Below are 12,890 nucleotides of genomic sequence, written 5' to 3'. Positions count from 1 at the left end.
GCCAAATGCGAGAAACCGACGAAAGAGAAAACACGGAACTTGACCACCACCTGACCAGTCCAACATCATCTAAGCCGGGTCAGTTCTTGATGGAAATCCTGGGTCAGCTCTCAGTGGAAATCAACAGATATCAGCCAGACTCGATACAGTGGTCCCCGTATTCGCGGAGAGGGCCACGAGCAGCTCATCGTGGCCCTGATAAAGGCCGATCTCCGCGAGTTTGAGGCCCATCAGGGCCCTTATAGATCTGTTGATGGAGAAGAGCTTCGGCAGAAGCTGCGTCGTCGAGGGTTTCTTGGTTTTGGGCATACCTGAGACGCCCTTTCCTCGAACGCGGAAAGTGGGGATCGCCGCCCTCAATAGCACAGCCTTCCGCCACTACAGCGCTAGAACTAGCGCCACCTAGCCCGGCTGGTGGCTGTAGCCGGACTGCCGCCAATCTCACGCATGGCGGCGCCCCAGTAGCGGCTGTCATCCCCATCATCCACCACGCTCGCCATTCGGCGCTTATCACGGGCCCTCAGCCATGCCCTCTCTGGTCCGTTAAGGACAATCAGAACTCTCGCTTCCTGCCGGATCCTTGGGGAGGTGACGAACATGTGGGCGAGCAGGCGGCGGATCATGACGGGACCGGCGTTGAGCAGCCAGGGCCAGAGAGGGGAAACGCAATCAGCAAACTCTTCAAAGCCCCAACGCGGAAAGCACCTGCATCATCTCCCGGCCTCGGGGCGTGAGCCGGTACCAGAATGTCATCCGCCAGCCCGGTACGACCTCAGCCAGCTTTGCGCCCGTCAGATAATCTGCCGTGTGTAGCTCGCGCCCCGTCATCTCGTTCATCTCCAACCCTACGCAGTCCTCTTCGGGACCCTCGTTCAAGCGGTGCATTAGGAAGATCCGCGTCGGGGTGAGACCAAGGTTGCGCAGATCAGGATTGTCAGACATCAGCGCTAGCTCCTCTTCTGTGCACCAAGCTCAGCCTTAAACGAGCTCGCAATCAAGGGGGGCTTGAATAGCCGACTAGTCGGGCACGCGCCCTGATCCTATTCCGACGCTGACCGCGCGCCCTGGGCGGACTGCGGGCCTGATTAAGGAGACGGGTTAGCGGCGGCGGATCATTTGTCCTCGAGCAGAATATCGCGCGCTCTGGCGTACTTCTCCAGCCGCCGCTCGTCTTGTTCGGTGGTCTCGCCTGGGCGGGATCGGTCTGAATTGTCCGCAAGGTCCGCCAACTTCACGATCCGGGCGAGAGGGTTCGCCTTGGCGCGACGAACGGCGTCGAAATAGTCTTCGCGCTCTTTATGAGTGAGAGCATCGACCGCTTCGACAACGGCCTCAGAGAAGCCCTCGTCACGGAGCTGGTCGAGGGTCCATTCGCTATCCTCGACCACGTCGTGAAGAAGCGCGACGATCTTCGCCTCATCACCATCGACAGCGAGCGCAACACGCGTCGGGTGGGTGATGTAGGGGGCACCGCCCTTATCGACCTGATCCGCGTGAGCTTGTTCAGCGATGGCTGATGCCCGCTCGATCGTGCTCATGTCCACTCCCGGTTAACGGCAATCCGTGCTTGGCCACGTCAGCATAGCCGATGGCCCGGAGCAACTCGTCGATGACCTGGCGCTGTCGGAACGCGCCGCTGCCGGGCCGGATGCTGGGCGGTGTCGTGCAGTGCGGCGATCGCCTTCGCTGGGTTGTCGGCACGTTCGAACCGAACCGCGAGTCTCAGTCGGTGGGGGAAGGTTATCCGACAGCCTCGCAGAATTCCCTAAGAGCCTGAGCGAAAAGGAGTTGAGCGATATCAGCAGATGTGATTCCCATTCGTTGTCGAGATGATGAGGAATCGAGATAGCCTGGGATGATACCGCTCGACTTGAGCATAGCCGCAGGTACGTTCGCTACCCAATCGATTTAACGGTGAGGGAGTGGGCGCTGGTCGCGCCGCTGCTCCCGCCGACCAAGCCCGGCGGCAGGCCGCGGACGACCTGTCTGAGAGAGGTGCTGAACGCCATCCTCTACATCGCGTCGAGTGGTTGCCAGTGGCGGAGGCTTCCTGCCGATTTTCCACCGGCCTCCACGGTTCGCGGCTATTTCTACGAGTGGCGTGACAGCGCTCTGCTTCGACGATCAAGGGCCTTCTGGTAATCGGTGCTCGTGAACTGGAAGAGCGCCAAGCCAGCCCGACCGCCGGGTGATCGATAGCCAAAGTGTCAAAACCACTGAAAGCGGCGGGGATCGCGGTTATGATGCTGGCAAGCAAGTCAAAAGGCGCAAGCGCCACATCGTGACTGACACGTTGGGTCTGCTGCTGACGGCCGTCATCCATGCCGCCGACATTCAAGATCGCGACGGCGCCACGATCGTGCTGAGTCCCTGCGCTATCGCTTTCCGTGGCTGCGCCACATCTTCGCCGATAGCGGCTATGCAGGCGAAAAGCTGCGGCGCTCGCTCCGCGGACACGGAAACTGGACAATCGAGATCATCAAGCGATCAGACACCGCCAAAGGCTTCGAGGTTCTGCCGCGCCGCTAGGTGGTCGAGAGGACCTTCGCCTGGCTCGGCCGATGCCGCCGTCTCGCCAAGGATTGGGAGCGATCAATCGAAAGCGCGACTGCCTGGACCCTCGTGGCCAGCATACGCATGCTCACGAGGCTCATCGCAAGATACTGCATCTGCTTGTGAACTTTTGAATCAGGCTCTAAACTCGACGCGCTTCGCTTTCAGCGGCAGGATCACTTCCATCTTGGGTTCGCAGCGATAGTTGCACCACCAAGCTTCGTCGATCTCGGGCATCATGACCTCAAGGATGACAATCTCGTCCAGGCTTGTCAGGTCGCCCTCCTGCTTCCACCGACCTTCGGCGGGAGAGCGCGTATGCGCGGTCAGGCCGCCGAAGCGGCCGGTCAGCTCTCGCCGGACCCTTCTGGAAGCTGTCTTGCGGGAGAGCGACCCCGTCATTGTCGTAGAGGGGAAGGAGAACTTGAACGAGGTGCATGGTCTAAAGACTTCTTCCGGCAGCTTGCCGGTATAGATTCGTCAGCTCAAACGGCGAACACCGTCGCGCGAAATCGTGTTCCGCGACAACAGCCGCGATCGCCGTCGCGATCTTCGCGCCACCTAGGACAGAGGGCTCGATCGGGTTGGCGAAATCGGCGTCCTCGTTGCAGAGCAGGCGCAGATCGATCAGCGGCAGGCCATGCCTGAACGCTGCGCGAGTGATGACGTCGTTGAAGATCGTCAACGCAGTGGCGGCGAGCCTGCGCCGCTGTTGATCGGGAAAGCGTGCATCGTAGATCGTGCACGGATGTGGGCAGGTTCCGGCTCAGCACCGCGTCAAGCATTGTCCGGTAGTCCTGCTCGAACTGCTCCCGAACGTCGCTGATCCGGTCGAGAACCTCGGCCACTGAACGTGCGCCCTCCTCAAGAAGCCCCGCGTGACTGAGCGCATCGTTTCCCCCAACGCTAGCGACGAGCTGGCTCGTATCTGGCTGGAGCCTTTGAAGCTGCCGCTCGACACCGCCCGTGACGGCGCCGTCGACGGCGTTCAGTGTCGCACTCCAGCCGTGCGGCAGGCGCTCCCGCAACTGCTGCACGACATCGGGGCCACCCGCAACATAGGCGCCGTTGTCGAAGATCGAGTCGCCGAGAAGAACGACATGCTGCATGGGGAACTCCTGTGAAGCGTCAGCCGCCGAGGAACGGTCGTGGGCCGTGACCATGGCGGTGAGTGCGGCAATGACACTGCGGCGGCTCAGGTGGCCCGTAGATCCTGTTCTCACCTCAGCCGTCCAGGAATGATACCAGTGCGGCGTTGACCGCGCTGACCTCCTCCCGATGAACCCAGTGGGCCGCCTTGTCGAAGGTCAGCAGGTGGCCGTTGTCGCAGAAGCTCAGGCTGCGTTGGGCAAGGCCGGGCTCCAGCGCATGGTCCCGCATGCCCCACAAGACCAGGGTCGGCGTGGTGATCTGCTCCTTCATGATCGGGCGGAAACGGAGGGCCCGGTACCAGTTGAGCATGGCAGTGAGTGAGCCATGCTGCTCCCACGCCCGCTGGTATTCGGCCAGATCCTCGTCGGTGAAAGCATCCCTCCTGCTGGTTCTCCCCAGCGCCCGGACCAGAACCGCCGAGCGACCCGCGCTTAGGATGATCTCGGGAAACAATGGGAACTGGAAGAAGCCGGCATAGCTGCTGCGCAGAAACTGCGTCGGCGATCGCAATGCATGCGGGAACAGCGCCTCAGGATGCGGCGCGTTCAGGATAACGAGTTTGTCGAGCCGATGAGGCAGTTTCGCCCCCGCTGCCCAGCCAACGATCCCGCCCCAGTCATGGCCGACGAGGTGCAAGCGCTCAAAGCCGAGCGCGTCGGCGAGGCCGGCAAAGTCGCCCAGGAGCTTAGGCAACGTGTACTCGCGGATGCCCTTGGGCTTATCGCTGGTGTTGTAGCCTCTCTGGTCAGGGACGATGACCCGGTACCCTGCCGAGGCCAAGGCTTGGATCTGTTGGCGCCAGCCGATCCAGAAATCTGGAAAGCCATGCAGGAGCATGACCGGTTTGCCATCTGCCGGTCCGGCCTGGACCACGTGAAGCCGAGTGCTTCCGGCTGTGACGAACCGATGTTCGATATCGAGCGAGATCATCGCCACGTAACGCGGTTCTTGTAGAATAGATCCGGTGCCACGAGCCAACGTTGAGCGTCTCGGACGTTGACCGAAGACCTAGCTCAACCGTTTCCCCTCCGCCTTAGGAGGCGCTTTGGCTTAGACGCGAACGGTGAAAGCCGCCGTTTTTGCTCACTGCCCCTTGCGGCCGCCTCCAAGCAGCTTGTCATCTCCGGGACGCCGCAGTCGCTTGAAGACTTTGCGTCTCAGTTCTGATTGCCCTAAGTGCTATCAGGCTCGCGTCTCGTGGACAGCGGAAACACGTCTGCGCTCCCCGTAGGAATGAGGAATGGCTTGAAAAGGTGCGAAACCTGATTCAGGCCCCAGTCCAGATGACCGGCGTCCATTTCGTCGATTCCCTTCTGAAGGTTGAGATAGACGGCCCAGTAGGTCGAGACGATCCAAACGTTCGCGAGCAGCGGCTCGATGTCATCCTTAGGCACGTTGACGATATGCTCCTCGATCATGCGCCGCAGGAGCGCTTCGACGACGCCGCGCATCCGGGCGCTCATTTTCCTGAACGGGGTTGCCAGCGCCGGCATGGTACCGGCAAGCGCGAGAAGATCGCGAAACAGGAAGCGGTACGCCCAGACCAGCCGGAACCAGTCGCTTAGGAGGTCCTCGTAGGTTCGCGCTTCACCCGAGCCGCCACCGAGTGCCCTGACGGCAAAGGTTTCTGCATCAGCCTCAAAGCGTGCGAACAGCGCCAAAACCAAGCTCTCCTTAGTGCGAAAGTGATAATAGAGGTTGCCCTCGTTGATCCCGACCGTTCTGGCGATCTCCGCCGTCGTGACTCGGTCCGGCCCTCGTTCGTTGAAGAGCCCGAGCGTTGCTTCGACGACCCTTTCCCGTGTCCCGCCGCGCGTCCGTAGCCTGCCGTGTTTTCCTGCCGTGCTCATGATCGGCCCGCCTGAAAAATTCTAAGGTACCCGCCTTAATTTCTGCCGAATAAGGTGTGCACCTTACGTCTCATGTTCGAGCATCGCTTGCAAACAGGAACCTCATGTCATCGACCGCGCTTTCTCGACGCCGCCTTCCTTCAATCAGTTCGCTAGGAGCCGCGCCGTCCATGGTGCGTGCCCTAACCGCCATCGTCCGGAACCCGCTCGACGCTCTTCCTCCCGAGATCTACCGCGAGCCGATAGTCGTCTCGCGCTTGGCGGGGACGCCGCGGATCTACCTGGCCGATCCCGTCCTCATCCATGAAGCGCTGGTTAAGAACGCCGATGCTCTCGACAAGGGCGAGGAAGTGCGGCGCGCCCTGGGGCCCGCGCTCGGAAAGGGCCTGCTGACGGCCGATGGTGCTCATTGGAAATGGCAGCGGCAGTCGGTCGCACACGCATTCCGGCATGAGAATTTGCTGTCCCTCCAGCCGGCGATGATCGCGGCGGCTGAGGACACGGGACAGCGTTGGCGGGCACAGGGGACAACAACCATCGATATCGGCCACGAGATGATGCGCACGACCTTCGACATCATCGTGGAAACGATGATGTCGGGTGGCGCGGGAATTGACGTGGATCGGGTCGAGCGGGGCATTACCGATTATCTCGAGCCAAGTGGCTGGACGTTCGCTCTCGGCATCCTTGGTGCCCCGGACTGGATCCCCTACCCCGGTCGGCGGAAGGCTAGCGGCGGTCGCGTTTCTGCGCTCCAGCCTGTACGCCGTCATCGCCGATCGGCGCCGGGGCGCTGACCAGAGGCAGGACCTCGTCGCCATGCTTCTCGCCGCTGCGGATCCGGAAACGGGGCGCGCGATGACCGACGAGGAGATCGTCGACAACTTGATGACGTTCATCACGGCGGGGCACGAGACCACGGCGCTCGGGCTCGCTTGGACCTTCCATCTCCTGGCGCTGCATCCGGCAATCGAGACGAGGGTACTCGAAGAGATCGCCACTGTGACGGGCGGCCAGGCGGTCGCGGCGGAACACGTCGCCAAGCTCGCCTTCACGCGTCAGGTGTTCTCTGAGGCTATGCGTCTCTATCCCCCGGCGCCCATCATCACCCGAACGGCGATCCGGGACTTTGTCCTCGGGGAGTACTTGGTTGCCGCAGGGACCATTATCTACGTGCCGATCCACGCGGTCCACCATCACACAGCCCTGTGGGACTACCCGGAAGTATTCGATCCTGATCGCTTTGCCCCGGAGGCCAGCAAGGCTCGGCATCGCTGCGCCTACATGCCGTTTGGTGCGGGGCCTCGTGTCTGCATCGGTAACGCTTTTGCCGTGATGGAGGCCGTCGCCGTGCTAGCGGTGCTCCTCTCGGCCTTCAAGGTTTCTGCCGCGTCGGCGAGCCCTCCGCAGCCGATCATGAAGGTCACGCTGCGTCCGAAGCAGAGCCTCGTGATGAGGGTCGAGGAACGACATGGCTCAGCATCAGGCAAGCCGCGTTCCCGTTGACGGGTGCGAGAAGAATGACTGTTAATATGCTCATCCGGTATGACGCTTGGCATCGTCGAAACATACCGCGATCGCCCCAGCATTATGTAGCAAAAGCCACCAGATCGAGACGGCCTGTCCAAGAGCGAATTTGCGCCGTGCCCAGCGCTTCCCTCCTCGACGATTCTTACGCCTCAGCGGCGCCTGAAACCCATTACGATAGGCGTCCTTCCGCTTTCGAACGTCCGGAACGGGTCTTTGACCGGCCCGCGATTGTTAAAGGCAAGCCGATATCGACCGTAGCCCCCCTCTTCAAGGGCTCTGCAAATTCTAGGCTGTGAGTGACTATCGAGGCGGCACGATAATGTGGAATACGGTCAAGGAATTGATGCGATCGCCAGCAGGCTGGGAATTTGACTTCAGCAGACCGGCGCTCGCGCCGGCGGATGGAGTCACCTGGCGGGTGTTCGCCAATCCGGTTTCGCTGTTCATCGGGGGAGTCGCAGCGGTGCTGCTTAAACTGGCTGAACCCTCGGTGCGGACGGGCGTGTCGGATCACAGCAGCTTCCAGCGCGATCCGGGGATGCGGCTGCGGCGCACCGGCGTTGCGGCGATGATGACGATCTATGGCCCACGTTCGGAGGCGGAGAAGCTAATCGCCCGGGTCGTGAGGATGCATGGCCACGTCCAGGGCATCACGCCCGGCGGTGTTGATCCGCTCCCGACAAACTGGACCGTTCTGAACTGGAGCGCCCTCGCTTTCACAACCGTTCCCGCCTTTGCCCAACAGGTCGCGGACGTCACGGCCCCCGCAGAGCCTCTTGTTCTGGAACCGCGGCAGTCTGTCATTACGTCGAGTTCATGGAGCCGCAGGACCCTCCGGTGAGCCGGTGGTCATGGTTCACAGCGCCACGCTGACTGGCAAGACATCGCTACGCCGCCTGCGGAAGCGGGTCATGTCACCGTCAACCAGATGTATGATGCTCGAAAGCTGCTTGGGCGTCTGGGGGAGGCTCTCACCGCCAACGTATGACACTACGCCGGATGGCCGCATCGGCTGGTACGAGTATTTCGTGCGCCAGGGCTTCCCAACCTATGTCGTCGATCAGGTCTCACGGGCCCGTTCCGGCTTCGACATCTCGGTCCACAACAACGTGCGCATCGGAGCGTAGCCGGCCAGCGACCTGCCGAGTGCTTCCGCATCTCGCAGGAAGACGGCCTGGCCCAGTTCCGCGTTGGCGTCCGCAACGGCGCGCCGTTCGATGATACTCAGTTCCCGGTGGAGGCCATGGATAAACTCGCAGCGCAATCCGTGGCAATCCCACGCTGCCGCAACCCAACCCCAGCTATGCCGCGCTGGCGGACCTTGGTGCGCAGCTTGGCGGTGCCGTCGTCATGGGCCGTTCGGAGAGCGGGCTGTTCCCGCTGCATGCGGCTCTGGCCAACCCGGCCGGCGTTGGCAAGATGGTGCTGATAGAGCCGGGCACCTGCCACGAAAATGGACTGGACTGCGGATCAGATGGCGGTTTACACCTCCAAGCCGATCCTCGTTGTTTTCGGCGGTTACCTCGATTCCGCCGGCACCGTGCCAAGGTTCACCTCGCAGGGCGCTTACGATGACTGTGTGACCTTCGCCGCGGAAGTCAACGAGGCGGGCGGGAATGCCACCATGCTGCATCTACCGGCAGCGGGTATTGGGGGGAAATAGCCACCTGCTGATGATGGAGCGGAATAACCTCAAGGTTGCCGATCTGCTGATCGACTGGATCGAGGAAAACTGAGAGGCGCGCAGGATTGATCGGCCCGCTGACGATCGCTCGATGACTGTGGTCGACAGGCCTTCGTTGTTCGCCGATATGCTCGAACAAAAAATCGTCGCGAGATGCCGTTTGCCGAGTGACAACCTGTTTTATTTTCCGGCTGAGCCCGCGAGAAAGCTGTCCTATTCTCGGATGAGGCGCGTCTACATCGCCACGTGACTCAAGCGAGATCTCTGTATCCAAGTTGGCCGCGTCGGTGCGCCTTCTCATGGCGCAACCAGCCAGGCCGTCGCGGCCCGCCGAGAGGCCGCCTTGCTGCACTGGACAGTGCCAGATCGAAACGCATGTTCCTCAAGAGTTGCGCGAATATGCCGACGCAGAATTGCCTCGGGTCTGGATGCAAAGGAGACACCCAATGGTCAGCATGATGCTCAACGGGGTCGAGCGTGAATTCGACGGCGACGCGGATACGCCGCTGCTGTGGTATCTCAGGGATGAGTTGGGGCTCACCGGGACCAAGTATGGTTGCGGCATCGGGGCCTGCGGGGCCTGTACCGTCCATGTCGACGGCAACCCCACTTTCGCCTGCCTCACGACCGTCAGCATGCTCGAAGGCTCACAGGTCACGACGATCGAAGGTCTGTCCGACAGGGGCGACCATCCGGTTCAGGTCGCCTGGCGCGATCTGAACGTATCGCAATGCGGCTACTGCCAGGCCGGGCAGATCATGCAGGCGGCGGCCCTCGTGGACCAGTCCGATACCGTGACCGATGAAGACATCGACTCGGCGATGAACGGCAATCTTTGCCGCTGCGGGACCTATCCCCGCATCCGGGCTGCCATCAAGCAGGCAGCGGAGGCGTCGTGATGCGCGAAACATCGATCACCAACATCAGTCGTCGCGGCATCCTCGGCGGCATGGGAGCCTCGGCATTCGTCCTTGCCGTCGGTCTGCCCTCCCGGGGTTGGGCCCAGGAGGAAGAGCCCGAGTTCGGCCGCGATGCAATGCCGAACGGCTGGAGCGACGACCCGGCGGTCTTCATCTCGATTGCCGAAGACGGGATCGTCACCGTCACCGTTCACCGATCGGAAATGGGTCAGGGCGTGCGCACCTCGATCGCCATGGTCGTCGCCGACGAAATGGGCGCGGAGTGGGATCAGGTCCGCGTGGACCAAGCACAAGGCGACGAGGAGAAATACGGCAATCAGGATACCGACGGCTCGAGGAGCCTGCGGCATTTCTTCATGCCGATGCGCCGCGCCGGCGCGTCCGCGCGCAGAATGCTGGAAGAGGCTGCCGCTGCCGAGTGGGGCGTCGACGTTGCAGAGGTGAAGGCCGAGGGTCACAGGGTCACCCACGCCGCCTCGGGCAGGTCGCTGGGCTATGGCGAACTGGCCGGTGCGGCCATGGATCTCGACGTGCCGTCGGCCGACAGCCTCGTCCTGCTGGACCCGTCCGAGTTCCGATATATCGGCAAGTCGGATATCGGGCTCGTCGACAACAGGGGCATCACCACCGGCTCCGCGATCTACGGCATCGACGTCCGGCGTGACGGCATGCTCTACGCCGTGATCGCCCGGCCGCCGGTCTATGGCGGCCGCGTCAGGAGCTTCGACGACAGCGCCGCGCTGGCGATCGCAGGCGTGGAGAAGGTCGTGGCGATCGACCCCGTGGATTTCCCGACGGAGTTCGCCCCCCTCGGCGGTATCGCGGTCATTGCCCGCAACACCTACCTCGCCATCAAGGGCCGCGATGCCCTCACCATCGAGTGGGACGACGGCCCGAACGCTGACTACGACAGCGACGCCTATCGCGACACGCTGTCTGCGGCGGCGAATGCGCCCGGCGGCACGGTGATCCGCGACCAGGGCGATTTCGACGAAGGCCTGGCGGGCGCCGCACAGACCGTCGAGGCGGAATACTACATTCCCCACCTGGCGCAGGCACCGATGGAGGCGCCGGCCGCCGTGGTCGAGATCAGGGACGGGAAGGCCGAGGCCTGGGCCTGCACCCAGGCGCCGCAGGTGACGCGGCTGCGCCTCGCGGAGCGGCTGAAGCTCGCCAAGGAGGACGTGACGGTGAACGTCACGTTGCTGGGCGGTGGCTTCGGCCGCAAGTCGAAGCCCGACTTCGTGCTCGAGGCCGGCATTCTCAGCCAGGCGATGGACGGTGCGCCGGTCAAGCTCACCTGGACCCGCGAGGACGACATTCACCACAGCTACTATCACACGGTGTCCGTCGAGAAGATGACCGCGGGCCTCGATGACGGCGGCATGCCGGTGGCCTGGCTGCACCGGACGGCGGCCCCGACGATCGGTTCGATCTTCGCCCCCGACCCCAAGCAGAAGCTGCCCTTCGAGCTCGGCATGGGGCTCTTGAACATGCCGCTCGCGATCGAGAACATCCGGGCCGAGAACCCCGAGGCTGCGGCTCACGTGCGCATCGGCTGGTACCGGGCGGTCTCGAACCTTCCCCACGCCTTCGCGATCCAGTCCTTCGTATCGGAACTCGCGCATGCCGCCGGCCGTGATCCGAAGGACTATCTGCTCGACGTCATCGGACCGGCGCGGCTGGTCGATCCGCGTGATCTCGGCGACGTCTGGAACTACGGCGAGGACCCGGAGGTCTATCCGATCGACACCGGCCGGCTGGCCGCCGTCGTCGAGGAAGCCGCCACAGGGATCGAATGGGGCCGGCAGATGCCAGAGGGCCGGGGTCTCGGTATCGCCGGGCACTACAGCTTCGTCAGCTACGTGGCGGTCGCCGCGGAGGTTTCGATCGAAGATGGCGTCGTCTCCGTGCCCCGGGTGTCGATCGCCATCGATTGCGGCGCGCGGGTCAACCCCGATCGCATCCGTTCGCAGATGGAGGGCGCGGTGATCATGGGCGTCGGCCAGGCGCTGATGACTGAGGTGACGTTCGCCAACGGTCGGGCGCAGCAGGATAATTTCGATTCCTATCTCGTCCCGCGCATGGAGGGAGCGCCGAAGCGGATCGACGTCCATCTCGTGACCCCGGGCAACGCCTATGACCGCCCGCTGGGCGGCGTGGGCGAACCGGGCCTGCCGCCTGTCGCACCGGCAATTGCCAACGCCGTTTTCGCCGCGACCGGTCAGCGGATCCGCCGACTTCCCATCGCCGACCAGCTCCGAAGCTGACGAAAGGAAACGTGATGCAACGCATCAAGCTCTTCACGGCAGCCGCGGCCGCCATCCTCCTCGCCGGACCCGCGCAGGCCTATCAGTGCGCGGAACGGATCGACGATCTCGAACGCCTTCTTGATGCCGCTGCCAGCCAGGCGATCTCGGCATCGTCCGGCGGCCAGGCCGTCGCCGGTGCCCGCGAGGCGCAGGCGATGGCGGAATCCGACGAGGCCAGCGAGGATCCCGTTCCCTTCCAGGATGAGCCTGAGGAAACCGAAGCGGTTGAGGAGGCCGAGGCGGCAGGGGACGGCGGCGAAGAGGTGATCGAAGCGCGCACTGCGCTTCAGGGCGCTCGTGAACTGGCGAAAAGCGGGGACGAGGATGCCTGCCTCAAGGCCGTTGACGATGTCATTCTGTCCCTGATCCAGGATTGAGCCAAGGCTCGCCCGAGATCCTGTCGACGCATCCCGCTAACGGGACATGGATCGCGCAGCTAGCCAGGCACATCGCCGGGCGATGACCGTCCTCGAACAGGCAGGATGCCCGCCGCTGCCTCGGCCCTCCGGCTAGTCCGCGAAGCACTTTTCTACGCGACCGGGGATCGGTTTGCCCGCAGGAACGTCTACAGGGCGAACAGGCAATTCGCCGGAGGATCCGAATGAGCGGCTTCAAAACCCTCACCAAGCGATCCCGTTAAAATGCTCGACATGAGCGAATGGTCTCCCGATCCCTACATCGTGGTGCTGACGGGGATGGGCTTCCTGATCGCACTCGTTGCGTGGCTGCCGCTGGCGCTGAAGCGCTTGCCGCTGTCGCTTCCTGGAGCGCACCCCGTTTTGACCGAACAGGTGGCATAGCCGATAAGGCATAGGCATCCGCCTATGAGTACGACTATGTCGAAAGCTCCTGATGGCCCGTTTTCTCGGGTTGAAGTAATCACTTCCGT

Annotated in this window: 15 protein-coding genes and 2 pseudogenes; 9 read left to right on the top strand and 8 right to left on the bottom strand. The window is 62.8% G+C overall.

Annotated features, from left to right (window positions below; all coding sequences use genetic code 11):
• Positions 1–120 precede the first annotated feature (120 nt).
• The 3 genes from GTW51_RS22525 to GTW51_RS22515 form a co-directional block, all read right to left on the bottom strand.
• Entirely contained in the window at positions 121–309 is a 189-nt protein-coding gene (locus tag GTW51_RS22525; RefSeq protein ID WP_163046270.1) for a hypothetical protein, read from the bottom strand.
• 372 nt (positions 310–681) lie between these two features.
• The gene (locus GTW51_RS22520; protein ID WP_163046269.1) at positions 682–942 is read right to left on the bottom strand and encodes a hypothetical protein; all 261 of its coding nucleotides are present in this window, start codon (positions 940–942) and stop codon (positions 682–684) included.
• Positions 943–1,112: 170 nt separating this feature from the next.
• The gene (locus tag GTW51_RS22515) at positions 1,113–1,538 is read right to left on the bottom strand and encodes an HD domain-containing protein (RefSeq protein WP_163046268.1); all 426 of its coding nucleotides are present in this window, start codon (positions 1,536–1,538) and stop codon (positions 1,113–1,115) included.
• 307 nt (positions 1,539–1,845) lie between these two features.
• Between GTW51_RS22515 and GTW51_RS22510 the strand changes: the two are divergent.
• Positions 1,846–2,679 (top strand): annotated as a pseudogene (locus tag GTW51_RS22510) (IS5 family transposase).
• Between the two features lie 9 nt (positions 2,680–2,688).
• Here GTW51_RS22510 and GTW51_RS22505 read toward each other — a convergent pair.
• Together GTW51_RS22505 and GTW51_RS23715 are read right to left on the bottom strand one after the other, a co-directional pair.
• Complete coding sequence (locus tag GTW51_RS22505) at positions 2,689–2,955, bottom strand: hypothetical protein (protein WP_163046267.1); 267 nt, start codon at positions 2,953–2,955, stop codon at positions 2,689–2,691.
• Between the two features lie 40 nt (positions 2,956–2,995).
• Positions 2,996–3,238: a hypothetical protein gene (locus GTW51_RS23715; protein ID WP_203566265.1), complete on the bottom strand. Its 243-nt coding sequence runs from the start codon at positions 3,236–3,238 to the stop codon at positions 2,996–2,998.
• Between the two features lie 193 nt (positions 3,239–3,431).
• Between GTW51_RS23715 and GTW51_RS23710 the strand changes: the two genes are divergently transcribed.
• On the top strand, positions 3,432–3,677 hold the full coding sequence (locus tag GTW51_RS23710; RefSeq protein ID WP_203566264.1) for a hypothetical protein: 246 nt from the start codon (positions 3,432–3,434) through the stop codon (positions 3,675–3,677).
• A 100-nt stretch (positions 3,678–3,777) separates the two neighbouring features.
• Here the strand turns inward: GTW51_RS23710 and GTW51_RS22495 are convergent, their stop codons facing one another.
• Together GTW51_RS22495 and GTW51_RS22490 are read right to left on the bottom strand one after the other, a co-directional pair.
• A complete protein-coding gene (locus tag GTW51_RS22495) occupies positions 3,778–4,635 on the bottom strand; it encodes an alpha/beta fold hydrolase (protein ID WP_163046271.1) in 858 nt (285 codons plus the stop codon).
• Between the two features lie 242 nt (positions 4,636–4,877).
• A complete protein-coding gene (locus tag GTW51_RS22490; protein WP_163046266.1) occupies positions 4,878–5,555 on the bottom strand; it encodes a TetR/AcrR family transcriptional regulator in 678 nt (225 codons plus the stop codon).
• A gap of 104 nt (positions 5,556–5,659) precedes the next feature.
• Between GTW51_RS22490 and GTW51_RS22485 the strand changes: the two are divergent.
• Positions 5,660–7,061: pseudogene (locus GTW51_RS22485) on the top strand (cytochrome P450).
• A 343-nt stretch (positions 7,062–7,404) separates the two neighbouring features.
• Positions 7,405–7,926 (top strand): oxygenase MpaB family protein, encoded by a 522-nt coding sequence (locus tag GTW51_RS22480; protein WP_163046265.1) that lies wholly within the window; start codon positions 7,405–7,407, stop codon positions 7,924–7,926.
• A gap of 219 nt (positions 7,927–8,145) precedes the next feature.
• Here the strand turns inward: GTW51_RS22480 and GTW51_RS22475 are convergent, their stop codons facing one another.
• Entirely contained in the window at positions 8,146–8,349 is a 204-nt protein-coding gene (locus tag GTW51_RS22475) for a hypothetical protein (protein ID WP_163046264.1), read from the bottom strand.
• Positions 8,350–8,559: 210 nt separating this feature from the next.
• Between GTW51_RS22475 and GTW51_RS22470 the strand changes: the two genes are divergently transcribed.
• The 5 genes from GTW51_RS22470 (at position 8,560) to GTW51_RS22450 (ending at position 12,801) form a co-directional block, all read left to right on the top strand.
• Complete coding sequence (locus GTW51_RS22470; RefSeq protein ID WP_163046263.1) at positions 8,560–8,748, top strand: hypothetical protein; 189 nt, start codon at positions 8,560–8,562, stop codon at positions 8,746–8,748.
• A gap of 467 nt (positions 8,749–9,215) precedes the next feature.
• Positions 9,216–9,668 (top strand): (2Fe-2S)-binding protein, encoded by a 453-nt coding sequence (locus tag GTW51_RS22465; protein ID WP_163046262.1) that lies wholly within the window; start codon positions 9,216–9,218, stop codon positions 9,666–9,668.
• A complete protein-coding gene (locus GTW51_RS22460) occupies positions 9,668–11,959 on the top strand; it encodes a xanthine dehydrogenase family protein molybdopterin-binding subunit (RefSeq protein WP_163046261.1) in 2,292 nt (763 codons plus the stop codon). The genes GTW51_RS22465 and GTW51_RS22460 overlap by 1 nt, the downstream gene beginning before the upstream one ends.
• A 14-nt stretch (positions 11,960–11,973) precedes the next feature.
• Entirely contained in the window at positions 11,974–12,378 is a 405-nt protein-coding gene (locus GTW51_RS22455; protein WP_163046260.1) for a hypothetical protein, read from the top strand.
• A 264-nt stretch (positions 12,379–12,642) separates the two neighbouring features.
• Positions 12,643–12,801 (top strand): hypothetical protein, encoded by a 159-nt coding sequence (locus tag GTW51_RS22450; protein ID WP_163046259.1) that lies wholly within the window; start codon positions 12,643–12,645, stop codon positions 12,799–12,801.
• Positions 12,802–12,890: the final 89 nt, after the last annotated feature.

The sequence above is a fragment of the Aurantimonas aggregata genome (assembly GCF_010500835.1).
Lineage (GTDB): Bacteria > Pseudomonadota > Alphaproteobacteria > Rhizobiales > Rhizobiaceae > Aurantimonas > Aurantimonas aggregata.
The sequence above is the reverse complement of the archived record's forward strand: the minus strand, read 5'-3'. Positions and strand labels throughout refer to the sequence as shown.